We start from the raw sequence: 23,874 nt of genomic DNA, 5'->3' as shown, positions 1-23,874 counted from the left end.
CAGGACAAGTGAAAGACACAATGGAAGGGAGCAATTCATTCAAGTGTGTCCGAGTATAGCGGGGAGGATCTTCTCGGCGTGCCCGAGGACCTCGACGTCGAAGTCAGGATGGCGAGGCTCCATGGGTGTGAGGTTGATGAGGAGCGTCCAGGCTCCCGCGTACTTCGCGCCCCGGACGAAGTTGGCCGCCGGTGCGACGCTCCCAGACGTTCCGATGGCGAGGAAGAGGTCACAGTCGCGCAGCGCCTTCTTGGCCGTCCACTCCGCGTCGACGGGGAGAGGTTCTCCAAAAAGCGTGACGTCGGGGCGGAGAGGGTGACCGCACACGGAACACGGCGGGGCCTCGTCGGGCTGTGACATGTCCTCGAAGGGGCTCTGCGTGCACGTCGGCTGGGAACAGCAGGTGCGCAAGAGCGAGCCGTGCAGTTCCACCACCTCCTGACTGCCCGCGCGGGTGTGGAGCCCGTCCACGTTCTGCGTCAGGAGCGTGAAGCGCTGGTCCTCCGAGAGCCCGCGTGCCCAGTCCGCGAGCGCGAGGTGCGCCGCGTTCGGCTGAGCGTCTCGCACGAGTCCCCGCAGCGAACCAAAGAGCTTCCAGATGCGCGAAGGCGCTCTCGCGAACAGCTCCGCGTCCGGAACCTCTTCCATTCCAGGCCGTGTCCACAGGCCACCAGGTCCCCGGTACGTGGGCAGGCCCGAGGCCACGGAGATACCCGCGCCGGTGAGCACCACGATGTGGCGCCAGGCGCCCGCTTGGAGCCGCTCGCGAAGTCGCTGCAACGTCGTCTCATCAGTGCGCATGTCGAGCCAGTCTAGCGACTGCCGGCGAAGAGGTGCTTCGCCATGAAGTCCACGAAGACTCGCAGCTTGGGAGACAGGTAGCGACTGGACGGCCACAGCATCCGGAACGTTCCCTGGTGCTGGCTGTGCTGCTCCAGCACCGTCACGAGCGAGCCGTCCGCGAGCTGCCGGCGGATGGCGAAGTCCGGGAGGCAGGTGATGCCAAGTCCCTGCTCGGCCATGAAGATGAGCGGTTCGATGGTGTTCACGATCGCTGTCGTCGGCAGCTCCAGCTCCTTGCGCCCTCGTCGCAGGGGCCAGCGCTCCAGCTTGCCGTTGCTCGCGAAGCGGTGGTGCAGGCACGCGTGGGACTTCAGGTCCTCGGGCTTTCGCGGCGTTCCCTTCCGTGCCAGATAGTCCGGCGAGCCGACGAGCGTGAGCCGGAAGGTGCCCAGCACACGCGCCATCAGCCGGGAGTCGCTCACCTCGCCCGCGCGGACCACGCCGTCGAAGCCCTCGTCAATCACGTCGACGAGCCGATCCGAGAAGTCGAGGTCCAATTCGATATCGGGATACGCGCGCATGAAGGCGCTCAGCGTGGGCATCATCAGCATTCCGACGATGGGCATGCTGACGCGCAGCCTGCCTCGCGGCGCGCCCTGGGTCTGCGCCAGCTCCAGCTCCGCGGCCTCGATTTCACAGAAGATGCGGCGGCAGCGCTCCAGGAACAGCGAGCCCTCCGGCGTCAGGGTGATGGTGCGCGTGGAACGGTGGAAGAGGCGCACGCCCAGCCGCTCCTCCAGTCGCGCGATGGCCTTGCCAATCGCCGATGAAGACACCCCCAACTGCCGCCCCGCGAGCGTGAAGCTGCGCGCGTCAGCGGCCTGCACGAAGGCATTGAGCGAACCCAGGCTGTCCATGCGTCACACCTCGATTGCGGACAGTTCTGTCCGATGTGCTCGGAACTGTAGCCCGATGGTCGTGAGTGGCCACCGAATCTATTGTCTCCGCCATCGACGTCGACGGGCGTCGCCTCGCCCGAGGGCGCAGGTCACCCGTCCTTCCCCTTCGCTGACTGGCGGCCTTCATGACTTCCACGACCCCGACCCGCGCCCAGGCGGCGCCCGCGCTCCATTCCACTGACGACACGCCCGAGAAGTCCGAGCGGTTGCCCATCGCCGGGCTGCTCGCCCTGGCCATGGCGGCCTTCATCACCGTGCTCACGGAGGCGCTGCCCGCGGGCCTGTTGCCGAGGATGAGCGCGGACCTTCAAGTCTCGGAGGCGCTGGTCGGCCAGTTCGTCACGCTCTACGCACTGGGCACGCTGCTGACAGCGATACCGCTGACGGCCGCGACGCAGGGCTTGAGACGGCGGCCAGTGTTGCTCCTCGCCATCCTGGGCTTCGCCGTCGTCAACACCGTGACGGCGGTGTCGACGAACTTCGTGCTGACGCTTGGCGCGCGGTTCTTCGCCGGCATGTTCGCGGGACTCTTGTGGGCGCTCGTCGCGGGCTACGCGGCGCGGATGGTGCCGGAGCACCAGCAGGGCAGGGCGATGGCGGTCGCCATGGTGGGGATTCCGCTGGCGCTCTCGCTCGGAATCCCGGCGGGGACCTTCCTGGGCGCCGCCGTCGGGTGGCGCGTCACCTTCGGCATCATGAGCGTCCTGTCCCTCCTGCTCGTGGGCTGGGTGTTCGCCCGGCTCCCGGACTTCCCAGGCCAGCGAGGGGAGCGTCACCTGTCGATTTCGAAGGTCTTCATGCTGCCGGGCATCCGGTCCGTGTTGTTCGCCACGCTCGCCTTCGTGCTCGCGCACAACGTCCCCTATACCTATATCGCGCCCTTCCTCGCACCGGCGGGCATGACGAAGGACATCGACGTCGTCCTGCTTGTCTTTGGCGTGTTCGCGCTCGTCGCCATCTGGGTCATCGGTGTGTTGATTGACCGGTGGCTGCGCGAGCTGGTGCTCGTCAGCACCGCGCTGCTCCTGGGAGTGTCGTTCGCGCTCGGCTTGTGGGGGAGCACTCCCGCCGTGGTCTACGTGGGGGTGGCAATCTGGGGGCTGGCCTATGGCGGAGCCGCCACGCTCTTCCAGACCGCCTCCGCGAAGTCGGCGGGGGAGGCCGCGGACGTCGCCCAGTCGATGATCGTCACCGCCTGGAACATCGCCATCGCGGGCGGTGGCATCGCCGGAGGCGTCCTTCTGGAGACGCTGGGCGCCACCGCGTTCCCCTGGCTGCTGGTCATCCTGCTGGTGCCCACGCTGCTCGTCGTCTGGCTGGCGAAGCACCACGGCTTCCCACCCGCACCTCGGCGCTGAGCCGCGACAGCCCGAGGGGCTATGCTTCAGACCCGTGCGTGCCCGCTCCCGGGCGCGCTGAGAGGCCGAGGGCGGACCATGAAGCAGCGGAGTGCCGTGTCGTGGCCAGGTCTGGTGGGTTTCGCCCTCCTGGTGCTTCCAGGTCGTGTGGTGGCGGACCACTCGCTCTACACGCTCGACTGGGAGGACAAATCCCAGGTGTTGGAGTACCGCTCATGTGGCTGCGCGGATTCGTGCTGGGTCGCGGAGCTGCGCGCGAAGAAGGGACGCAAGCTGCTCGCCGGGCTGCGCTGTGACTGCACGAGACTCTGGGGCATCCCGAGCCCTGGCGCGAAGGAGGTCGAGCACCGCCCCACCTGCGAGGGCTTCGACGAGGTGGGCAAGTTCGAACGCATCACCGAGGAGCTGCGGAAGGTGGTGAAGGCTCACAAGCCCGCGAAGTAGCCCTACGTCACAGGCAGGTCCTCCAGTCGCGTGGGCGCATGTCCCGCGAGCCGCTCCACGTCGGTCGTCACCTCCGACAGCTCGCCCGCCGCGATGGCCGTGTACGTGCTCACCCACGCGTCCACCTGCCACGGCTCCGCGCCGTAGCGGGCACGAGAGCGATAGGCCTCTTCGATGCTCTCCGCGTGGTAGCGGATGGGGCGCCCCAGCTTGCGACTGAGCACGGCGGCGACCTCTTCGAGCGTCAGTGATTGAGGGCCGGTCAGCGAGTACGTGCGGCCCCGGTGCTCCCGCGCATTCAGCAGCACGGCCGTGGCGACGTCGGCGATGTCCTCCTGCGCCACGGCGGCGACGCGGCCATTGCCCGCGGGGCCTCGAATCACCCCGTCATCCCCGGCCATCATCGGGAGGAAGTCCAGGTAGAGGTTGTCGCGCAGCATCACCGAGGAGAAGCGCTGCTCGCGCAGGCGCTGTTCGGTGGCCCAGTGGTCCCTGGCGAACGTGAAGGTCGCGTTCGGGGCCGCCCCGTAGAACGACGTGTAGACGAGCGTCTCCACGCCCACCGCCGCCGCTGTCTCGATGAACGCGAAGTGCTCCTCCAGCCGCGTCGGAGCCTCCTTCGCGGACACGAAGAGCGCCGTCTGGACGCCCTCCAGCGCGCGGGAGAGCGCGTCCCGGTCCCGATACGTCGCGACGTGGACCTCGGCCCCGGGCAGGGAAGGGGCCCGCTTCGCGTCGCGGACGATGAGTCGTTGAGCGACTCCCTGGTCCGCGAGCCGACGGGCGATGCGTCCCCCGAGCCGGCCCGTGCAGCCGGTGACGGCAATCGGTGTGTCCGCCATGACGTCTCCTCCGTGGAATGTGACGCGAGGGACTCAGCCAGGCCGCGTCGTCCCGATGATGGGCTCGAGCGTATCGCCCTTCTCCGAGTCCCTGGTCGCCTGGTTGATGGCCGCCCTGGCTTGGCCTTGCTCACGCATTGGCTTGCTCTCCCCTCGGTGCCAGTTCTGGCTAGGGTACGGATGCCCCCGTGGAGAGAGGAGCCTTGCCCGGCGCTTTCGGCGGGGAAGCAGGGAGGCTCGGCCCACGCCCGTTGCCTGGCGAGACCCGAGCCTCCCACGTTCCGAAGGGTGACTACCCGCCGCGCACGCTGATGCGGTAGGCGGTGCTGCTGGTGCACTTGCCGACCTGTTGGACCACCGTGAGGATGTCCGTGGCCACCAGGTTCCGGCTCAGCAGGATGACGTTGCCGCTGCCGTCGCCAATCTCCTTGTTGCTGCTGTCGTAGACGCGGATGCGCGCGCCGGGGATGGCTTGCAACACGATGACGAAGTTGGTGCCCGCGAGCGGCTGGAGGATGCGCGGCGCTTGCAGCTCCTTGCAGCTCCCCGCCGGAGGCGTCTGGTTCGGCGGGCCCGCCTGGCAGAGCTTCTGCTGCGCGACCAGGACCTCGCCGGAGTTCAGGGCCCGGCCCAGGGGCGTGGCGAAGTCGTAGTTCGGGAACCAGGAGATGGGCGTGGAGAAGCCGCCCGCGGAGCCCACGCCCAGCACGTCGATGCTCGTCCGTGCGCCGTTGGTCAGCGAGCCCAGGCTCACCAACTGCTGGCCGGCGAAGGTCTGCGGCGGGTCGAAGGAGGGCGCGGGGATGCTCGCGGGCGCCTTCACGGCCTTCTGGGGCGCGGACTCCGGGCTCTTGTCGCCGCACAGGCCGATGACCGCCTTGTACTCGTCGCCCACGACGAAGGGCGTCTTGCCCGGGCGGATGGCTGTCCAGTCGGTGCTGGTCGACGACGAGACGGCCGAGCCGCCGTTCACCGTGACGGTGAGCTTCGCGCCCGGGACGTGGCGCACGGAGATGACCTCCGCGCACTCGTAGATGAGCGTCGGGTCGATGACGGGCGCGGGCAGGCCCGCGGGGTAGTCGACCTTGTGGTCGCGGACCTTGATCTCCGGTGAAGGGCCGGAGACCGCCGCGCCGCTCTCCTGCCGGGCCGTGACTTTGTCGCCGACGACCAGCGCGGGAACGTTGAACACCTCGTGGTCGGGATTTCGCGCGATGAGCGAGCCCACGTCGGTGCCGTTGATGGTCAGCGTCACCTTCGCGTCGAGCACCGCGCCGCGCACCGCGACCTGCGTCGCACAGGCATACAGCGGGTCGATGACCACGGGCGGCGAGAGATAGCCCGTGTCATCCGGGATGTTGCCCGGCACCGTCGCGCCTGTCGGCTTCGGCGCCTTGCAGGCCTTGCGCAGCGCATCCACGTGCGCGGTGTACTGAGAGCGGTCCGCGCCGTACGGCGGCATCGTCCCGGGCAGCGGAGGGCTCACCGCCGTCTCGAGGACGACAGCGCAGTAGCCGGGCAGCTCCTTGGAGAGCGCGGGGAAGCGGCGACCGGAGCCGCCCGCGCGGTGGCAGGTGTCGCAGCGGCCCTCGGAGGACACCGCCTCCAGCAGATAAGAAGGGCCCGGGTTCTGCGGCCAGTTCGGATGGACGATGGGCTCGTACCAGCCCGTCCCGAACAGGTCCAAGCCGATGAAGGGAGGCTTCTCGGGGTGGACGATGAAGGGATTCTCGCCCGCGTGGCAGTCCGAGCAGGTGCCCTGGCCGTTGGCTTCGAGGGCATAGCCTCCGACGAAGTCCTTGATGTCCACCTGCACGCCCCGGATGAAGGTCTTGCTCGCGGGGTTGTCCCAGAAGCACGCCTTGTTGCTGAGCGTGCCGAGGCAGATGACGCCGAGCAGGTCGATGGACTTGTCGTCGCGCAGATAGCGGGGCAGCGCGAGACAGACACCCGGCGGCTTGGTGCTGGTGTAGTGCATCAGCTCCGCCTTCTCGGAGGTGCTGATGAACTCGTCGTCGATGACGCCTCGGTTGACCCAGCCCGCGGAGAACATGGGCGGAGGAATGGGGACGCCCGCGGCGGCACACTCGCGGATGTAGGCGTCACCGCTGTTCTCGGTGATGGAGAAGGTCTTGATGCCCTGCGCCTCCAGCTTCCGCGCGACGTCGGCGCCCACGCCCTTCGTCTCGTGCTGCTCGGCTCGCTCCACCTTCGACGTGCTCAGATGCTTGAGGTAGTGCGTGCGCAGGGCCCCGTTGAGGGCGCGGATGCGCGTGAAGTCCTCGGTGCGCAGGGTGTCGTTCAGCCAGTCGATGTACAGCGCGTTGGCGAGGACCTCGTCGTCCACCTGGCTGGTGATGACCTTGCGCGGACCGTCGAGGTCGAGGCCGCCTTTCTCCAGGGCCTGTCGCCGCAGCATCTCCAGGAACTCCTGCTGGGTGCGCCGCACCAGTCCAAGGTCGGCCGTCAGGACCTTTCCGCCCTCGCCGAGGAAGGCACCGTGGCCGTAGGTGACGACGCGCTCCTCCGCCGAGGGCTCCTGACTCACGGGGGGCTCGGCGCTCTGGCAGCCGAAGAGGCTCGCCGCCATGACGACGGAGAGGACAAGGGTCAACCGCGTGTTTCCAAGCATGGGTCGTCCAGGGGAAGGAGGTGCGAAAGCGACAGACGGCACTCCCGAGCGGCGGAGCCGGGCCGCGAAATCCGAGGCCTGCCTTCGCTGAACGGCATGGCCCCGTTTTCTTCCCTCACCGCGTCTTCGTCACGGTGTCCTGGTCGTCGTTCCGCCCACCCACCAGGCGTGCGGAAAGCGTGGAGCCTCGTCGGGGACTTGTGGCCCCGCGCCCTGGCGCACAGCGTGTCCTCCAGAGGAGGTATGCCCATGGCTCAGCGTGGCTCGCGGCGGATTCGTTATGCGGTGGTGGGCGCGGGGAATCTCGCGCAGGTGGCCATCCTCCCGGCATTCCAGAACGCGGGAGAGAATTCCGAGCTGGTGGCCATCTTCTCGTCGGACCGAACGAAGCGTGAGGCGCTGCGTGAGCAGTACGGTGTTGAACACCGCGCGGGCTACGAGGACTTCGAGCAGGTCTGCCGGGATGCGGAGGTCGACGCTGTCTACATCGTGCTGCCCAACACGTTGCACCGCGAGTTCACCGAGCGCTCCGCCCGGGCGGGGTTGCATGTGTTGTGCGAGAAGCCGATGGCGACGACGGTGGAGGACTGCGAGGCGATGATTCGCGTCGCGGACGAGCACGACGTCCGGTTGATGGTCGCCTACCGGCTCCACTTCGAGGAGGCGAACCTGCGAGCCATCGAGCTGTTGCGCTCGGGCAAGCTGGGCGAGGCTCGGATGTTCTCCGCGGTGATGACGCAGCAGGCGCGCTCGGGTGACATCCGCACGCGTGCCGACGTGGGAGGCGGGGCCTTGCTCGACGAGGGGCCGTATCCCATCAACGCCGCGCGCTACCTCTTCGGGGCCGAGCCCACGGAGGTGGTGTGCTTCACGCAAGAGGACCCGGACGCGCGCTTCAAGGGCGTCGACGGCACGGCGTTCGCGCTGCTGCGCTTCTCCGAGGGGCGGATGGGCCAGTTCGGAATCAGCCATGCCGCGTCGGCGGTCTCCAGCTACCGGGTCGTTTGCGAGAAGGGTGACCTGCGCGCGGACCCGGGGTTCGGGTACGACTCCGAGCGCAAGCACTTCATCACCGTCGATGGGAAGACGGAGGAGCGGACGTTCGAGAAGCAGGACCAGTTCGCGCCGGAGCTGCTCTACTTCTCGAAGTGCATACTGGAGAACCGCGAGCCGGAGCCGTCGGGCTGGGAGGGGCTGGCGGACCTGCGGGTGATTGTCGCGCTCCAGGAGTCCGCGCGCACGGGGCGGGCCGTGAAGCTCGCGCCCTTCGAGCGGCGCCAGCGGCCGTCCATCGACCAGCTCATCGTCCGCCCGGCCATCGAGCCGCCGGAGCCCGTGAACGCGCCGTCGCCCACGGTGGAGTGAATTCAGGGGAGCGCGCTACTCGTAGTCCTGCTGGAAGGTCGATTCGATCCACGCCTCGATCTCCTGAGGACTGGCGGACGACCCCGGGCTGAGCGGGTGGCCGAGGCGTTGGTCCCGGGTGTGGGCCATCGCCTTGGAGTGGTCCCGCGCACTCGTCAGGTGTCCCTCCTCGAACGTCAGCTCGTGGACCTCACGCAACTTCCAGGCGGGCGCGAAGCCCATGTGGACCGCCAGCTCGCGGATGAAGTCGGTGCCGATCAACAGGCTCCCCGTGAAGGGGACTCGTGCACGCGTCGGCTCGTACACGGCGCACTCGTCGTTCGTCGGGTCATACCGGGGCGCATCGCCGAACAAGGGCGCACCTTGCCCGTCCCGGACCGTCTGCGTGTCGTCCGGGTGTACTCCGACATGGAGCCTCTCGAGGAACAGTCCTTCCTCGGTGACGCGGTATCCGCAGAAGAAGCCGCGCAAGCACGCGGTCGACTGCGCCACCGGCTTGAGGCCATGTCGCCCCGGGATGAAGAGCTCGGTGCCTTTCACCCCGGTGAGGCTGAAGGTCTGCTCACGATAGAGGACCGTGTCGGTGATCTGGGCGGTCAAGGGCTGTACTCCTGAGACGGCGCCAGGGGAGTATGGCGTGTTGGCTCCCGACTCCCCCAGCGTAGCGCGCCTGACTCCCAGCGGTCGTCACCCGCTCATGCAGTCGAGCAGCACCTGCGTGCGGTAGGGCTTGTCCCGCTGGGGGGGCTCCGGCATCAGGACCGTGCGAGCACATGGCACCACGAAGCGGTGGTGCAGCAGGGCCGTTGCTGTCTCCGTGGCCCGCTCGTAGTTGGACCACTCCAGCGTCATGACACAGGTGCGTGTCCTGCAATCGACGCCCAGCACGGAGAACGGGCGGCGCGTGCGCAATGTGTCCAGGTCGGCGCGGAGGCCCGTCGCGGTGGGGACGGCCCAGCCGGGTTGGATGGGCTCCAGCTCGTGTCGCTGGAGCTCACCCGCGTATTCGGCGAGCACCCGCCGCTGCTCCTCGGCGGGATCCTTCGGGGCCGGCGGAGAAGGTCGCACGGTGGCTTCCTCACGGACCGCGGGCGGTGCCGCGTCGGAGAGACTCACCGCGGAAGTGGAGCGGAGGGTGAGCGTGGCTCCCGCCGCGCCGACGGCACATGCCGCCAGCGCGAGGAGCACGCGTCCGGAAAGGAAGGGGACGGTGCGATTCTTCATGGCCTGGCCCTCAGCTCACGGCGTGTAGAGGGTGTAGCCCACCGACGAGGTGAACCCGACGTCGCCACGGCCCGGGAGCTGGATGAGGACGTAGGGATAGTCCCACGGCGCCGTCCGCCAGTAGTACAGCGCGTCCACGCCCGAGCCGCTCGTCATGGTCACGTTGTAGTAGCCCGTTGCCGCGCTGCGCACGGAGTTGCCGCAGCGGCCTCCCGTGGCCCACTTCCAGGAAGTGCAGGCCATCGCATAGACGTCGTGGCTGCTGTGGCCGTCGAACCCCTGGACGTTGACCTGATAGATGTTGTTCATCGCGAACGTCGCGTCCGTCACGACGGGGCAGCGCAGGTCGATCCACTGCCAGTTGATGCCCTCCGACCGGTTGCGCACGCCATGCGACGTCCCGTCGAAGTCCGCCTCGGGCCGGTCCTCGGTGCTCTGGAAGCAGGCGAAGGTGGAGGTCATGCGCTCGGCGGCGACGGCCGAGGCAAAGGGGGCCAGCAGGAGCGCGGGCAGCAGCGCGGAGAACAACGCGCGAAGTGAAGTCTTCTTCATGTTCAGCGGGTCCTTTTTCACGAGAAGCACCGTCTTGGTGCCCAGGACCGCATGTGCAACGCGAATGCCGCGCATTCCCCCAGGCCGCTCAAAGGCAAACACCTGAAAGGACTGAGACACACGGGCTTCGGTGCCTGGCACACGTGTGCCAGCTGTGCCAGGCGATGTGCCCGCCAGGGCTGACGAACGGAGGGGTGGCCGCGCGCCCGGCTGCTCCAGGTCACATTCCGGCGGAGAGGACTCCTGCCACTTGGAGACCAGACCTCGGGAGGGCCGACATGAGCGCCATTCAAATCATCCTCATTGGAATGCTGGGCAGCGCGCTGCAAGAGCTGCTGCACTGGTACGGACTGCGGGAACACCTGGGCACGGGGCGCTACAAGGCGCTCATGAAGTCCGCCCCCTATTGGGTCATCACCGCCTTGATGATTGTCGGCTCGGGCGTCGCGGTGGGGGCCTGGTTCGCGGGGGACGGAGAGATTCCCATGCGGCAGTACCTGGTGCTCGGTGCCGCGCTGCCCCTCATCTTCAAGAAGGCCGTGGAGGTCGTCACCGGCCCCAAGCCCGCCGTGGCCATGAGCAGTCCCAGCGCGTCGCCGGAGAGCGGCAAGCTCGCCGACTACTTCAAGGGCGCTGGAGGCTCCCGTCAGCAAGGACTGGCGTGAGTCGGGCCCCCACATGACCACGCAATGACAGCCTCGTCGCGGTGCTCGTGGGAAACTTCTCGTGAGGCTGCCAGCCAATGGTTTCCCGGAGAGGACTTCTCCGGGGCGGGCGGCAGTCAGGCTTTGACACCGCGTGAGTGGAAGATTAGGGAAGGTCCTCACGCGCATCTGGGGGGCCGGGACGCGCGGGAGAATGCCCATGACTTCGCGTCTCGTTTCCCTGCGCGTCGCCCGCTTCGCCTCCCTCGTCCTGACCTGTGTCCTGGGTGCGTGTACCTCCGACGACAAGCCGCCGGGCCCCTCGTCGCGTGCTCCCGGAGTGGCCCTGCTCCAGATAGAGAACGCGCAGGTGGCGCCCGGGGTGCCGGTGCGCTTGCGCTGCACGGCGGACGACCCGGATGGAGACCGGCTCGTCTATGTCTTCGATTGGGGGCAGGGTGGAACGCTGCCCCAGTCTCCAGAGGTCGACAGCGGGACGACGTCCGGCGTGGACGTGCCCATCTCCCGGGAGGGCACCTATCAGGCACGATGCCGCGCGGTGGACACGGCCACCACGGTGGGCGCGTGGTCTCCCCAGCTCTCCTTCATCGTCGGCGAGCCGCCACCCGACGGGAACCGGGGGCTCCAGGTGGAGGTCGTGGGGCAGGGGCGCGTGACGAGCACGCCCTCGGGTGTGGACTGCCCTGGCACCTGCTCCGTCCGGCACTCCGCCGGGACGAGGCTCACGCTGGAGGCCGTGCCCGCTTCGGGCTGGCAACTGCTGGGCACCTCCGCGTGTACGGGGACGGGCCGGAGCTGTGAGCTGCTGCTCGACGCCGACAAGGTCGTCACGGTGCGCTTCGCGCCAGCCCTCGACACGGCGTTGTCCTGGCAGCGCACGGGGGCGCAGTTGCCGACGTCGCCGGAGTGGAGTCCGGATGGCACGTTGCTCGCCGCCGTGGATGGGAGTGTGTCGACGCCGGGCATGCTGCGCGTCTGGGATGCGACGCAGGGCCGCGTCAAGCGCCAGACGGCGGCGGTGGCGCCCGCGCGCTTCTCCTCGGTGGCGTGGAAGCCCGGGAGCGGAGCGGTCGTGGCCGTGGGGCTGTCGACGGGCAGCGTGGCCGTGCTGGATGCGGTGACGGGCGTCACGCTTCATGAGTGGACCGTGCAGGCCGGCAACGTGCGGGCGCTGGCGTGGAGTCCCGACGGCACACGGCTGGCCACGGCGACGGATGCGAGCAAGGAGGTCCACTTCTGGAATCCCACCACCGGAGCGCGCGCGGGCCAGACGCTGACGGCGGTGGACAAGGTGCGTCGGCTGGCGTGGAGCCCTGACGGCGTCCGCATCGCGATGCAGGTGGGCATCCTCTCGCGGTGGGTGGAGTTCCATGTCGTGGGCACGCAAGGGCCGGAGGAGCTGCTGCCGGACGCGGCGGGCTTCGCCTGGAGCCCGGATGGCACTCGCTTCGCGGCGGGCTTCCAAGGCGAGGTGAAGGTGTACTCGACCGCGGGCTATCGCGTGGAGGCCACCCATGCGGGAGCCTGGGGACTGGCGACCCAGGTGGACTGGAGCGCGGATGGACGCTGGCTCGGCGTGGCGGGGTCCGCGGCGCGCAGTTTGTTCGTGCTCGATGCGGGCACGGGCGCAGTGGTGGTGGACGCCAGCCAGGTGACCACGGACCCCAACGCGCAAGGCTATGACGCGTTTCGCTTCCATCCGACGAAGCTCCAGTTCGTCGTGGTGGATGACCTGCCGGAGACGCTGGACGTCTTCACGGTGGACTCGGGTGAGGCGTCCTACAGCCGGCGCGAGGTCCTGTCGCACCGCTACACGGTCCGGGCGGCGGCGTGGCGCTCCTCGGGTGAGGTGCTGGCCTCCAGCGGTGACGAGGGCCGGGTGCGGCTCTGGAATCGCGCGGGTGATTCGCTCAGGACCCTCGATGGCCATGGCGGGCAGGCGGTGCGCGCGCTGGCGTGGAACACCGCCGGCACGCGGCTGTTCACCGGGGGCGACGACGGGGTCATCAACGCCTGGAACGCGGACGACGGGACGCTCGCGCAGCTCCCCATCCGGCGGGAAACGACTCCGGCCCTCGAGGTCTACCAGGTCGCGCCGAGTCCCGATGGCGTCCGCGTGGCGAGCGCCATGGGTGTCACCACCGTCGCCTCCCATCGCGGTGTCATCCGGGTCCACCACGTGCAGAGCGGCGCGGAGCTGTTCCGCTTTCCGGACGGCTCGCGGCAGGTGTTGTCAGTCGCGTGGACTCCGGAAGGAAGGCTCGTGGTCGCCTACTTCGACAAGAGCTGGGACGTGTGGGATCCGGTGACGCAGGTCCTCACGTCGGTCGCTTCCGTCGCGGACATGACGTCGCTGGCCGTGGCCTTGAGCCCGGATGGAACGAAGCTCGCTTTCGGTGGGCGTCCAGGCTTGTCCCTGTGGGAGGTCTCCACGGGGAGGCAGCTCGCGCAGACGCCGTTCGCGTTCTCGCCGGAGACACTCGCCTGGAGCGAGGACGGGCGCCGCGTCGCGGGAGGTGGGTCAGGCGGGCAGGTCTTCGTGTGGGACACGAGCGTGCCGTCGCTGCCGGCCACCGTCATCGGCTTCCATGACAACACCGTCTCGGCCGTGTCCTGGGGGCCCGGGGGGAACCTCGTGGCCACGGGCGGACGGGATGGCGCGCTGCGGGTCTGGCGCTTCACGCCATGAGGGCTGGGCTCCGCTTCGGCTCAGGTGGACTACGAGGGGGCGAGGGGCGTGAAGCGCGCGGCTCCTTCGTGCATGTCCACGCGGATGACCTCGCGGAGGTCGAAGGACTCCGCCAGTGACTCCGAAGGCGTGCAGAGCACGACCTGGGACAGGCGCGCGGCGGTATGCGCGGCCTGGACCTGTTCCCAGATGGCGTTCGGAGGCGGGTCCCTGGAGGGCTCCACGCGGAAGTGCAGGGTCGGCGCGTCCAGGCGCGGGCCGTCGTCGAACTGGATGTCGCGCAGGAAGCACCGCATCCACCACAGCCAGTTCGCCACCAGGTAGCCCACGTACCAGCCTTCCTGCTCATACGAACCGAGCCCGTCGGGGTGCTTGGGGGAGGGCTCTCGCGGCGCGAACTCGGGCAAGGAGGCCTCCGCCCGGGGCGCGTTGCGGTCCGGGTCGACGAGGAGGACCGACACGCCGGCGTTGAGCTCCACCGACTCCCACGTCACCTGCCAGGCGCCGTCCGTCCGCCTTTGCAGCTCCACGCCATACTGGTTGTCGACGAAGTCCAGCTCCACGCGCAGGGGTTGTGTCGACTGGAGGCCGTCGAGCACACCGGACGCGCGCAGGTGCTGTTGAAGTCTTCCTTCCGAGATCGCCTGTATCAGCGTGAGCAGCGCGGCGATGTCCCGCGTCGCCGTCTCCTCGGTGTCCACCAGCACACACAAGCTGGGCGGGCGCAGGTCGACGTCTCGGAGCGAGTGGAAGCCGGAGACACGCAGCTGGGTGAGTTTCATCGGCCCGCAGCCTATGCCAGTCCCAAGGCGTCCAGAGAAACGACCGCGGGGACGCCCGGCTGCACGGGGTGCGACAGCGGCAAACACCCGGAGTCGATGCGGACCGGGCCCGTGTGCCCGGTGGTGTCGCACAACGTAAACAAACCGACATCGCGTGCGCAGGCGCATCCGGGTGAACACGAAGTGGCTGGGAGGCCATGGTAGGTGAGCGGCGTTGCGTCTCGCCCCCCAGCCCTGGACGCGCTCTTCATGACAGGTGTTCTCCAGACTCAGCCCCCCGTCGAGGCCAGGCCCACGCGCGCCTCGCGCTTCGGACCGCCGCTTCCGCCCGGGACGTTCGCGGGCTTCATCGTCGCCGCGCTCGCCATCTTCGCCATCGCCGTCCTGTCCTACCGCTCGCTCGAGTCGCACTCGGGCGCCGCGGAGCTCGTCCGTCACACGATGGAGGTCAGCGAGCGGATGAAGACGCTGCTGTCCACGCTGAAGGACGCGGAGACGGGGCAGCGAGGCTTCCTGCTGACGGGCGAGCGCACCTACCTGGAGCCGTACGCCAGCGCCAGTCGCGCGCTCCCCGCGCAGCTCGAGCGCATCCGGGAGCTCGTGTCCGACAACGACTCCCAGCTCCAGCGCCTGGAAGCCCTGAAGCCACTCGTCGAGGCGAAGCTCGCCGAGCTCCAGGCGACCATCGACTTCAAGACGGCGGGTCAGTCCGAGGCCGCGCTCACGCGGGTGCGCACCAACGAAGGCATCGAGCTGATGAACCGGATGCGCCTGCTCGTCGAGCAGATGGAGAACGAGGAGCGGCGGCTGCTGGCGGACCGCAGCGGCGCCTTCCAGAGCACAGCGACGATGTCGCTCGTCGTCACCTGGCTGGGCTCCGCCTTGCTGCTGGTGCTGGTGGGCATCTCCGCGTTCATGACGTCGCGGGACTTCCGGGCGCGCTCCATCCAGGCCTGGATGCAGGAAGGCCAGACGCTGCTGGCCACGCGCATTCAAGGTGGCCCCCGGTTGGAGCAGCTCGGGGACCAGGTCCTCCAGTTCCTCGCCCGGTACCTGGATGCCCAGGTGGGAGCCATCTACCTGGCGGACAGCGTGGAGCACTTCCACCGCTTCGGGGGCTATGCGCTGCCGCCCTCGTTCCTGGACCCGAGCGCGCAGGCGCGGCCCGGTGACGGACTGGTGGGGCAGGCCATCAAGGAGAACCGCGTCTTCCACCTGCGCGATGTCCCGGAGGGCTACCTGCCCATCAACTCCAGCCTGGGGCAAGGCAAGCCCAAGCACCTGCTGGTGGTGCCCACGGTGGTGGACGGCAGGGTGAACGCGGTGGTGGAGCTGGGCTTCCTCCACCCGGTGCATGCATCGGACCTGGAGCTGCTCCAACGGGTGTCGGAGTCCGTCGGCATGGCGGTGCGCTCGGCTAATGACCGCACGCGCCTGGAGCAGTTGTTGGAGGAGACGCGCCGCCAGTCCGAGGAGCTGCAGGCCCAGCAGGAGGAGCTGCGCGCCTCCAACGAGGAGATTGAAGAGCAGAGCCGCGTGCTGCGCGACTCGCAGGGCCGCCTGGAGCAGCAGCAGGCGGAGCTGGAGCAGACCAACGCGCAATTGGAGACGCAGACGCAGTTGCTGGAGCGGCAGCGCGACTCGCTCACCATGGCGCAGACGGAGCTGACGGAGAAGGCGACGGAGCTGGAGCGCACCAGCCGCTACAAGTCGGAGTTCCTGGCCAACATGAGCCATGAGCTGCGCACGCCGCTCAACAGCTCGCTCATCCTCGCGAAGCTGCTGGCCGACAACAAGACGGGCAACCTCACCGAGGAGCAGGTGAAGTTCGCTCAGACGATTACGTCGGCGGGCAACGATCTGCTCGCGCTCATCAACGACATCCTGGACCTGTCCCGCATCGAGGCGGGCAAGGTGGAGATAGAGCCCGAGGTCGTCAGCGTCGCGCGCTTCGTGGAGAACGTGTCGCGCTCCTTCCACGTGCTGGCGCGCGAGAAGCAGATTGGCTTCTCCACGAAGGTGGACCCGGCCAGCGCGGAGTCGCTGGAGACGGACCCCCAGCGGCTGGGCCAGGTCATCAGGAACCTGCTCGCCAACGCGCTGAAGTTCACGGAGAAGGGCGAGGTGTCGCTGCACGTCTCGCCCGCGGGCCCGGGGCTGCTCTCCTTCTCCGTGCGGGACACGGGTATCGGCATCCCCGCGCACCTGCAGGGCCTCATCTTCGAGGCCTTCCGTCAGGCGGATGGCAGCACCCATCGCAAGTACGGCGGCTCTGGACTGGGCCTGTCGATCTCCCGCGACCTGGCGCGCCTCTTGGGCGGCGACGTGTCGGTGATGAGCGAGCCGGGGCAGGGCAGCACCTTCACCGTGACGGTGCCGGTGGCGCTCTCCGCCGCCTCCTCCGCGCCCATGCCCGCGTCCCCCAAGCGCGAGCTCGTCGCCCCCACGCCGACGGAGCGGGCCGCCCAGGCCGTGGCGAAGCTGCCGGCACCGGACTTCGTGGACGCGCCGATGAGGACGCTCCACTCGCCCATCGAGGATGACCGGGAGCGGCTCGTCCCAGGGGCGAGGCTCATCCTCGTGGTGGAGGACGACGCGCGCTTCGCGGAGATTCTGCGGGACCTGGCGCGGGAGCTGGGCTTCCTCTGCGTCGCGACGGACCGGGGCGGCGTGGCGTATGAGGCCGCCGTCGCCTACCAGCCGAGCGCCATCCTGCTGGACATGAACCTGCCGGACCAGTCCGGGTTGATGGTGTTGGATCAGCTCAAGCGAGACCCGAGGACGCGGCACATCCCCGTGCACGTCATCTCCGTGACGGACGCCTCGCGCGAGGCGCTGGAGCGCGGCGCGGTGGGCTACGCGGTGAAGCCGGTGAAGCGCGAGCAGCTCATGGAGGCCGTGCGGAAGCTGGAGACGCGGATGACTCCGGGAGTGCAGCGCGTGCTCGTCGTGGAGGACGACACCCGGCAGCGCGAGAGCATCGAGAAGCTGCTCGAGAGCGAGGACGTGCGCATCGACGGGGTGGCCACGGCGACCGAGGCGCTGGAGCTGCTCAAGCAGAACACCTTCGGCTGCATGGTGATGGACCTCAACCTGCCGGACCTCAGCGGCTACGAGTTGCTGGAGCAGATGGCGGAGCTGGAGACGGTCTCCTTCCCGCCCGTCATCGTCTACACGGGGCGCTCGCTCACGCGCGAGGAGGAGCAGCGACTGCGGCGCTACTCCAAGTCCATCATCATCAAGGGCGCGCGCTCGCCCGAGCGGCTCCTGGACGAAGTCTCGCTCTTCCTGCACCAGGTGGAGTCCAAGCTGCCGCCGGAACGGCAGCGCATGTTGCAGGTGGCGAGAGATCGCGAAGCGGCGCTGGATGGCCGGCGCATCCTCGTGGTGGAGGACGACGTGCGGAACATCTTCGCCCTCTCCAGCGTGCTGGAGCCCCGGGGCGCGAAGGTGGAGATCGCCCGCAACGGCAGGGAGGCCCTGGAGCGGCTGGCGAACAGCATGGCCCAGGTGTCGCAAGGCGTGGACCTGGTCCTGATGGACATCATGATGCCGGAGATGGATGGACTCACCGCCATGCGGGAGATTCGCAAGCGGAGCGAGTGGCAGAAGCTGCCCATCATCGCGCTGACGGCGAAGGCCATGCGTGACGACCAGGAGAAGTGTCTGGCCGCGGGGGCGAACGACTACATCGCCAAGCCGCTGGACGTGGAGAAGCTCCTCTCGCTCATCCGCGTCTGGATGCCCAAGGCGTAGGTCATCGCTTCACACATGGACTCCCAAGCCCAGGACATCGAGCTGAAGCTCCTGCTCGACGCCATCTACCTGAAGTACCACTACGACTTCCGGCAGTACGCGACGGTGTCGATGCAGCGGCGCCTGCAACTGGCGGCGGAGAACTTCGGCTGTCGGACGCTGTCGCAGCTCCAGGACCGGCTGCTGCACGAGCCGCTCATCTTCCCGTCCCTGCTCGACTACCTCACGGTGCAGGTGAGCGAGATGTTCAGGGACCCGACGTACTTCCGCACGCTGCGCGAGTCCGTCGTGCCGCTCTTGAGCACGTACCCGTCCCTCAAGCTCTGGGTGGCGGGGTGCAGCACCGGCGAGGAGGTGTACTCGCTGGCCATCCTCCTGCGGGAGGAAGGGTTGCTGGAGCGCACGCTCATCTACGCGACGGACATCAACCCGGGCGCGCTCCAGAAGGCGGAGGCGGGGGTGTATCCGGTGGACCGCATCGCCACCTTCACGCAGAACCACATCGCCTCCGGGGCTCGTAGCTCGCTGTCGGACTACTACACGGCGGCGTATGGCAATGCCGTGTTCGACAGGTCCCTCAAGAAGCACGTGGTGTTCTCGGACCACAGCCTGGCCACCGACAGCGTGTTCGCCGAGGTCCAGTTTCTCTCCTGTCGCAACGTGCTCATCTACTTCGACCGGGAGCTTCAGGAGAGGGTGTTGGGTTTGTTCAAGGATTCTCTGTGTCGCAAGGGGTTTCTGGGCCTGGGCGCCCGCGAGTCCCTGCGCTTTTCCCAGCATGAAGCGGCGTTCTCGGTGGTTTCCCGGGACGACCGCATCTTCCAGAAGGGGTAGACGTCTTGAACGCTCCCGGGAAGGAAACAGTGGATGCGGCGCCGCGGGTGAAGTGCCTGCTCGTGGATGACCTGGAGGAGAACCTCATCGCGCTCGCGGCGCTGCTGCGCAGCGATGACGTGGAGGTGCTCCAGGCGCGCTCGGGTGGCGCCGCGCTCGAGTTGCTGCTCGAGCACGACGACGTCGCGCTGGCGTTCCTCGACGTGCAGATGCCGGAGATGGACGGGTTCGAGCTGGCGGAGTTGATGCGGGGCATGGAGCGCACCCGGCACATCCCCATCATCTTCGTGACGGCGGGCTCCAGCGACAAGCGACGGCTCTTCAAGGGCTACGACACCGGTGCCGTCGACTTCCTCTACAAGCCGCTGGAGCCGCTCGTCCTGCGCAACAAGGCGGAGGTCTTCTTCCAGCTCCACCGGCAGAAGCAGCAGCTCGCGCGTCAGCTCGATGAGCTGTCGGAGACGCTGCGGCTCAACGAGATGTTCACCGCGGTGCTGGGGCATGACCTGCGCAATCCCCTGAGCGCCATCCTCACGGCGGCCGACCTGCTCCAGCGGCGCTCCGAGGACGAGGCCGTGAAGAAGACGGCGGGCCGCATGCTGGCGAGTGGCAAGCGCATGGGCCGGATGATCGAGGACGTGCTGGACCTGGCGCGCGCCCGGCTCGCGGGCGGAATCCCCCTGCGGCGCGGGGAGACGGACTTCGGTGTGTTGGTCCAGCGCATGGTGCAGGAGCACCAGTCCGCCACGCCCAAGCCTCCCATCGAGGTCATCCTGGAGGGAGACCTGGTGGGGGACTGGGACTCGGACCGGCTGGCGCAGGTGGCCTCCAATCTCATCGGCAACGCGATTCAGCACGGGGACACGAGCGCGCCCGTGCAGCTCCGGTTGGATGGGACGCACGCGGACGCGGTGAGCCTCACGGTGAAGAACCTGGGCGTGATTCCGCCGGCCATCCAGGCCCACCTCTTCGACCCGTTCCGGGGCGGAGCCCAGCGGCGAGGCCGCACGGGCGGCCTGGGCCTGGGGCTCTACATCGTCCATCAAATCATCCAGGCCCATCACGGACAGGTGGAGGTGGAGTCGGGCTCGAGCCCCTACACCGAGTTCCGGGTGAGCCTGCCGCGCCGGGGGACCGAGGTCATCAAGCTGTAGCCCGCGGTCCCTCCAGGCAGCGGGCTACTTGTACAGCACGTCGTTGACGCTGATGCCGCGTCCGCGCGGGAGGACCTTCTCGAGCGCGGCGAGGTCCTCGGCGGTGGGCGTCCACGTGCCGGCCCTGGCGTTCGTCTTGACCTGCTCGGCGGAGGTGGCGCCCGCGATGACGGAGCCCACGGTGGGGCGCGAGGCGAGCCCGCCGATGGCCACGTCGATGAGGGAGACGGAGCGCTCGCGAGCGAAGGCCTCCAGGCGCTCGACGGCGTCGAACGTGGCGTCGGTGAGCAGCCCGCCCATGTTCCAGTGCTTCACGCGGGTGTTCTCCCCAGCCGCCGCGCCGCGCTTGTACTTGCCGGTGAGCAGCCCGCTGGCGAGCGGGAAGTAGGGGAGCAGGCCGATGCCGTGGTGCTGCAGCGCGGGCACCAGGTCCTGCTCGACGCCCCGGCCAATCAGGCTGTACTCATTCTGGGCGCTGATGAAGCGCTCCAGGCCGCGCGTGCGGGACGTCCACTCCGCGTCCGTCACCTGCCAGCCCTGGAGGTTCGACGAGCCGAGGTAGCGGACCTTGCCCTCGCGGACCAGCTCGGTGAGCGCGCCCAGCGTCTCTTCAATCGGCGTGGCGGGGTCGGGCCAGTGGAGCTGGTAGAGGTCAATCCAGTCCGTGCGCAGGCGCCGCAGGGAGCGTTCGATGGCGCGCCGGATGTAGCGCCGCGAGCCGCGCGCGCCCCAGTCCGCGCCGTTCTCACCCTTCACGTCGCTGCCGAATTTGGTGGCCAGGATGATGTCCCGGCGGCGGGTGCCCAAGGCTTCTCCGAGCAGCTCCTCCGAGGTGCCATACGAGTCGGAGGTATCGAACAGGGTGATGCCCGCGTCGATGGCGGCATCGACGACGGCGCGCGTCTGCTTCGCGTCGATGCGCATGCCGAAGTTGTTGCAGCCCAATCCCACGGCGGAGACGGTGAGGCCGGAGCGGCCAAGGCGACGGTAGGTCATCTGCGTCATGTGTTGGCTCCTGTCTGCTGGAACGGCGAAGGTAGCGGGGCGTGCTCGGGGGCGCAGGGGAGAATGCAAGGCACCTGGGCCTTTGCGCCGCGAGGGTCCACCGAGGGGCGATGTCGAGGGCTGAACGCTCCTGCGCATCCCCGGGTTCGCGGAGCACCGTGAGCTGGAGCTGATGGTGCGGGCGGGACTCCCACCGCTCGCGGCGCTGACCCATGCGACGCGGGATGCGGCCGCGCTGCTGAAGCTCCAGGACCGGGGCACGCTCGCTGCCGGAAAGCGCGCGGACTTCATCGTCGTGGAGGGAAACCCGGCCGAAAACATCCAGGACCTCCACCGCATCATGGGTGTGTGGCACCGGGGACAACGTGTGTCGGGAGGCGTGGAGGAGTTCACGCCCTGAGCCGGCGGCCCCGGGAGTCGTGTGCCCGGGGCCCGCCGTCACGGTGCCTCCGTCAGAGCGCGCCGCCCTCGACATACAGGCGCTTGTGGTCGCGAATCTCCGCGAGCCGGAACGTCCCCGGCGCGGGCGTCTTCGCCTCGGGAGCGTCCGAGGGCAGCTTCATCAGCCGCTCGTACTCCTCGATGGAGACGCGCTCGCGCCGGGCCAGCACGCCGTCCAGGTCCGCGCGCGCCATCCGCTCCGCCGCCTTCTCCCCGACGACGCCGGAGAAGAACTCCGCCATGCAGCCGCTGCCATAGGACAGCAGGCCGATGCGCTGGGACGCGAGCTGCGCGCCCTCGCGATGCAGCAGCCCCGCCACCGCCAGGTACAGCGACGCCGTGTACACGTTGCCGATGCGCGCGTTGAGCCCCAGCGACGAGGCCACCTGCGCGTCGTAGCTGGCCGCGGACTTCGCCACCTCGTCGCGAGCCTCCGGCGTGCCGGGCCCAGGACCCACCGCGTCCTCCAAATCACAGAGGCGAAGCTGGGTGTGCGCCTTGCGAGCCATCTTGCAGAAGGGCACGTGGTAGGCGATTCGCGCGAGCTGCTCGCCGGGCAGGGCGCCCGACCAGCGCACCAGCCCGTGCTCCAGCGCCTTCTCGCGCCAGCCCCGGTACGCACCCGACAGGGCTTCCAGATAGCAGTTGATGGAATAGTGCCCGTCCACCAGCGCCTCCCGTCGGCCGATGGGCCGCCAGAAGTCGTAGACATCCATGGTGCACGTGCCGTTGAGGCCCAGGTCCAGCGCGAGGAGGTCCGGCTGCTCGGAGACGAGCAGCGCCACAGCGCCGCCGCCCTGGGTCGGCTCGCCCGCCGTGTTCAGGCCGTAGCGCGCGATGTCCGAGCACACGACGATGGCCACCTTGCCCGCGCCCGCGCCGGAGGCAATCCACTCCGTCGCGGCCATCAGCCCCGCGGTGCCGCCGTAGCAGGCGTGCTGCGTGTCATACGTGCGCATGGTGCGCGGCAGCTTCAGCAGGCCCTGGACGTGCGAGGCCACCGGCTTCGAGTGGTCGATGCCTGTCTCCGTGCCCACCACCAGCATGCCGATGCGGGACGTGTCCACGCCCTGCTGCTGGATGAGCCGCGCCGCCGCCGTCGCGGCCAGGGACACCGTGTCCTCGCCGGGGTCCGTGACGGCCATCTCCTTCGCGCCCAGGCCCGCGGTGAACTTGGCGGGGTCCACTCCGCGCGCGCGCGCCAGGTCCTCGATGTCGACGTATCGGGACGGCACGGCCACCGCCAGCGCTTCGATTCCAACCCGTTTCTTCATGAGACTCCTCGCTTCCAATTCGTGCCTCAAACCCCGGTTGCTGTCTCGACGGCTGCTCAGGCTTCGGGGGGGACCAGCACCAGCCGGCCCGCCACTTCTCGGTTTTCCAGCCGGAAATGGGCCCGGGCCGCTTCAGCCAGCGGCACCGTGTCCGTGACGAACTGTCGCACTCCACCGGTGGCGGTCAGCCGGAGCGCCTCATCCAGCTCCGCCTGGTTCGTGGCGTACGCGCCGATGATCTCCAGCTCTTTGACAATGACAAGCCCGGGATTGATTTGCACGAGTCCCGATTCGAGGTTGCCCACCACGACGAGCCGGCCGCCGGGTGCGATGCATTTCAATGATTGGTCAAAGGTGGCGCTGCCCACGATTTCAACCACCAGGTCCACGCCCGCACCGCTGGTTCGCTTGCGCACCTCCGCCGCGAAATCCAATCCTTTCGAGAGGATGACCTCATCCGCACCCGCATCCCGCAGCGGCTTCACCTTGGCTTCGCCGGACGTCACCGCGATGACGCGCGCGCCATCCAGCCTGGCGAGCTGCACGGCGGACATGCCCACGCCACCACTGGCGCCGGTGATGAGCACTGTTTCACCCGCCCGCACCTTGCCCCGCGTGCGCAGCGTGTGAACCGCCGTGCCCGTGGTGCAACAGACCGTGGCCGCCTCGGCCCAGGGCAGCGAGGCGGGCACCCGGCCCAGGCCCGCGACGGGCGCCACCATGAACTGCGAGTAGCCGCCGGGCAGTTCCTCGCCGAAGAAGCGATTGTCCCCCTTGCACAAGCTGTTTCGCCCGCTGCGACACAGCCCGCACTCGCCACATGACAGCCTTTGCAGCGTCGCCGCGCGGTCGCCTGTCTTCCAGCCTGGCGTATCAGGACCCACCGCCACGACTTCGCCAGCGGCCTCGTGGCCGAGAATCGCGGGGACGCTGGTGCGGGGCAGGTTGCCTCGGCGGTTGATGACGTCGTGATAGCAGACGCCACATGCGTGCACCTTGAGCAGCACCTCGCCCCGGCCCGGAGTGGGTACCGGGACGTTCTCCATCTTCAAATTCCCGGCTTCACCGAAACTGCGCAGAACAACAGCCTTCATCTCCATACCTCCGAGAGCAAT

Annotated in this window: 20 protein-coding genes; 9 read left to right on the top strand and 11 right to left on the bottom strand. The window is 68.6% G+C overall.

Annotated features, from left to right (window positions below; translation table 11 throughout):
• Window positions 1-39: 39 nt before the first annotated feature.
• Window positions 40-801 (bottom strand): NAD-dependent deacylase, encoded by a 762-nt coding sequence (locus HUW62_RS11875; RefSeq protein ID WP_163864474.1) that lies wholly within the window; start codon window positions 799-801, stop codon window positions 40-42.
• A gap of 11 nt (window positions 802-812) precedes the next feature.
• Window positions 813-1,700, bottom strand: coding sequence for a LysR family transcriptional regulator (locus HUW62_RS11870; protein ID WP_176434488.1), 888 nt, complete (start codon window positions 1,698-1,700; stop codon window positions 813-815).
• 167 nt (window positions 1,701-1,867) lie between these two features.
• Here HUW62_RS11870 and HUW62_RS11865 point away from each other — a divergent pair, with 167 nt between their 5' ends.
• Both HUW62_RS11865 and HUW62_RS11860 read left to right on the top strand, forming a co-directional pair.
• A complete protein-coding gene (locus HUW62_RS11865) occupies window positions 1,868-3,100 on the top strand; it encodes an MFS transporter (RefSeq protein ID WP_176434487.1) in 1,233 nt (410 codons plus the stop codon).
• Between the two features lie 78 nt (window positions 3,101-3,178).
• Window positions 3,179-3,544, top strand: a complete 366-nt coding sequence (locus HUW62_RS11860) for a hypothetical protein (protein WP_176434486.1) — start codon at window positions 3,179-3,181, stop codon at window positions 3,542-3,544.
• Between the two features lie 2 nt (window positions 3,545-3,546).
• Here HUW62_RS11860 and HUW62_RS11855 read toward each other — a convergent pair whose 3' ends face one another.
• On the bottom strand, window positions 3,547-4,386 hold the full coding sequence (locus HUW62_RS11855) for an SDR family oxidoreductase (RefSeq protein ID WP_163864478.1): 840 nt from the start codon (window positions 4,384-4,386) through the stop codon (window positions 3,547-3,549).
• A 292-nt stretch (window positions 4,387-4,678) separates the two neighbouring features.
• Complete coding sequence (locus HUW62_RS11850; protein WP_163864479.1) at window positions 4,679-7,018, bottom strand: hypothetical protein; 2,340 nt, start codon at window positions 7,016-7,018, stop codon at window positions 4,679-4,681.
• A 249-nt stretch (window positions 7,019-7,267) separates the two neighbouring features.
• Here HUW62_RS11850 and HUW62_RS11845 point away from each other — a divergent pair, with 249 nt between their 5' ends.
• Window positions 7,268-8,383, top strand: coding sequence for a Gfo/Idh/MocA family protein (locus HUW62_RS11845; RefSeq protein WP_176434485.1), 1,116 nt, complete (start codon window positions 7,268-7,270; stop codon window positions 8,381-8,383).
• A 15-nt stretch (window positions 8,384-8,398) separates the two neighbouring features.
• Here the strand turns inward: HUW62_RS11845 and HUW62_RS11840 are convergent, their stop codons facing one another.
• The 3 genes from HUW62_RS11840 to HUW62_RS11830 all read right to left on the bottom strand — a co-directional run bounded on the left by HUW62_RS11840 (window position 8,399) and on the right by HUW62_RS11830 (window position 10,159).
• On the bottom strand, window positions 8,399-8,983 hold the full coding sequence (locus tag HUW62_RS11840; protein WP_176434484.1) for a hypothetical protein: 585 nt from the start codon (window positions 8,981-8,983) through the stop codon (window positions 8,399-8,401).
• An 87-nt stretch (window positions 8,984-9,070) separates the two neighbouring features.
• A complete protein-coding gene (locus HUW62_RS11835; RefSeq protein WP_176434483.1) occupies window positions 9,071-9,607 on the bottom strand; it encodes a hypothetical protein in 537 nt (178 codons plus the stop codon).
• A 15-nt stretch (window positions 9,608-9,622) separates the two neighbouring features.
• The gene (locus tag HUW62_RS11830) at window positions 9,623-10,159 is read right to left on the bottom strand and encodes a hypothetical protein (protein ID WP_163864483.1); all 537 of its coding nucleotides are present in this window, start codon (window positions 10,157-10,159) and stop codon (window positions 9,623-9,625) included.
• Window positions 10,160-10,437: 278 nt separating this feature from the next.
• Here HUW62_RS11830 and HUW62_RS11825 point away from each other — a divergent pair, with 278 nt between their 5' ends.
• Together HUW62_RS11825 and HUW62_RS11820 are read left to right on the top strand one after the other, a co-directional pair.
• Window positions 10,438-10,824 (top strand): hypothetical protein, encoded by a 387-nt coding sequence (locus HUW62_RS11825; protein WP_176434482.1) that lies wholly within the window; start codon window positions 10,438-10,440, stop codon window positions 10,822-10,824.
• 199 nt (window positions 10,825-11,023) lie between these two features.
• Complete coding sequence (locus HUW62_RS11820) at window positions 11,024-13,513, top strand: WD40 repeat domain-containing protein (protein ID WP_176434481.1); 2,490 nt, start codon at window positions 11,024-11,026, stop codon at window positions 13,511-13,513.
• 29 nt (window positions 13,514-13,542) lie between these two features.
• Here the strand turns inward: HUW62_RS11820 and HUW62_RS11815 are convergent, their stop codons facing one another.
• Window positions 13,543-14,295, bottom strand: a complete 753-nt coding sequence (locus tag HUW62_RS11815) for a hypothetical protein (RefSeq protein ID WP_163864486.1) — start codon at window positions 14,293-14,295, stop codon at window positions 13,543-13,545.
• A gap of 249 nt (window positions 14,296-14,544) precedes the next feature.
• Here HUW62_RS11815 and HUW62_RS11810 point away from each other — a divergent pair, with 249 nt between their 5' ends.
• The 3 genes from HUW62_RS11810 to HUW62_RS11800 are packed head-to-tail and all read left to right on the top strand — an operon-like array spanning window position 14,545 to window position 20,039.
• The gene (locus HUW62_RS11810) at window positions 14,545-18,051 is read left to right on the top strand and encodes a response regulator (protein ID WP_176434480.1); all 3,507 of its coding nucleotides are present in this window, start codon (window positions 14,545-14,547) and stop codon (window positions 18,049-18,051) included.
• A gap of 15 nt (window positions 18,052-18,066) precedes the next feature.
• Window positions 18,067-18,885: a protein-glutamate O-methyltransferase CheR gene (locus tag HUW62_RS11805; RefSeq protein WP_176434479.1), complete on the top strand. Its 819-nt coding sequence runs from the start codon at window positions 18,067-18,069 to the stop codon at window positions 18,883-18,885.
• 5 nt (window positions 18,886-18,890) lie between these two features.
• Entirely contained in the window at window positions 18,891-20,039 is a 1,149-nt protein-coding gene (locus HUW62_RS11800) for a hybrid sensor histidine kinase/response regulator (protein ID WP_217911275.1), read from the top strand.
• 24 nt (window positions 20,040-20,063) lie between these two features.
• Here the strand turns inward: HUW62_RS11800 and HUW62_RS11795 are convergent, their stop codons facing one another.
• Window positions 20,064-21,044, bottom strand: coding sequence for an aldo/keto reductase (locus HUW62_RS11795; RefSeq protein WP_176434478.1), 981 nt, complete (start codon window positions 21,042-21,044; stop codon window positions 20,064-20,066).
• Window positions 21,045-21,216: 172 nt separating this feature from the next.
• Between HUW62_RS11795 and HUW62_RS11790 the strand changes: the two genes are divergently transcribed.
• Window positions 21,217-21,444 carry an amidohydrolase family protein gene (locus tag HUW62_RS11790; protein WP_176434477.1) on the top strand — a complete coding sequence of 76 codons (228 nt, stop codon included), beginning with the start codon at window positions 21,217-21,219 and terminating at the stop codon, window positions 21,442-21,444.
• A 52-nt stretch (window positions 21,445-21,496) separates the two neighbouring features.
• On the opposite strand, the gene HUW62_RS11785 is transcribed toward HUW62_RS11790, so the two are convergent.
• On the bottom strand, window positions 21,497-22,759 hold the full coding sequence (locus HUW62_RS11785; RefSeq protein WP_176434476.1) for a hydroxymethylglutaryl-CoA synthase family protein: 1,263 nt from the start codon (window positions 22,757-22,759) through the stop codon (window positions 21,497-21,499).
• Window positions 22,760-22,815: 56 nt separating this feature from the next.
• Complete coding sequence (locus HUW62_RS11780) at window positions 22,816-23,853, bottom strand: alcohol dehydrogenase catalytic domain-containing protein (protein WP_163864491.1); 1,038 nt, start codon at window positions 23,851-23,853, stop codon at window positions 22,816-22,818.
• Window positions 23,854-23,874: the final 21 nt, after the last annotated feature.

This window comes from Myxococcus sp. AM011 (genome assembly GCF_013372595.1).
Lineage (GTDB): Bacteria > Myxococcota > Myxococcia > Myxococcales > Myxococcaceae > Myxococcus > Myxococcus eversor.
Note: the sequence above shows the minus strand (reverse complement) of the source record. Positions and strands in the feature narration are given on the sequence as shown.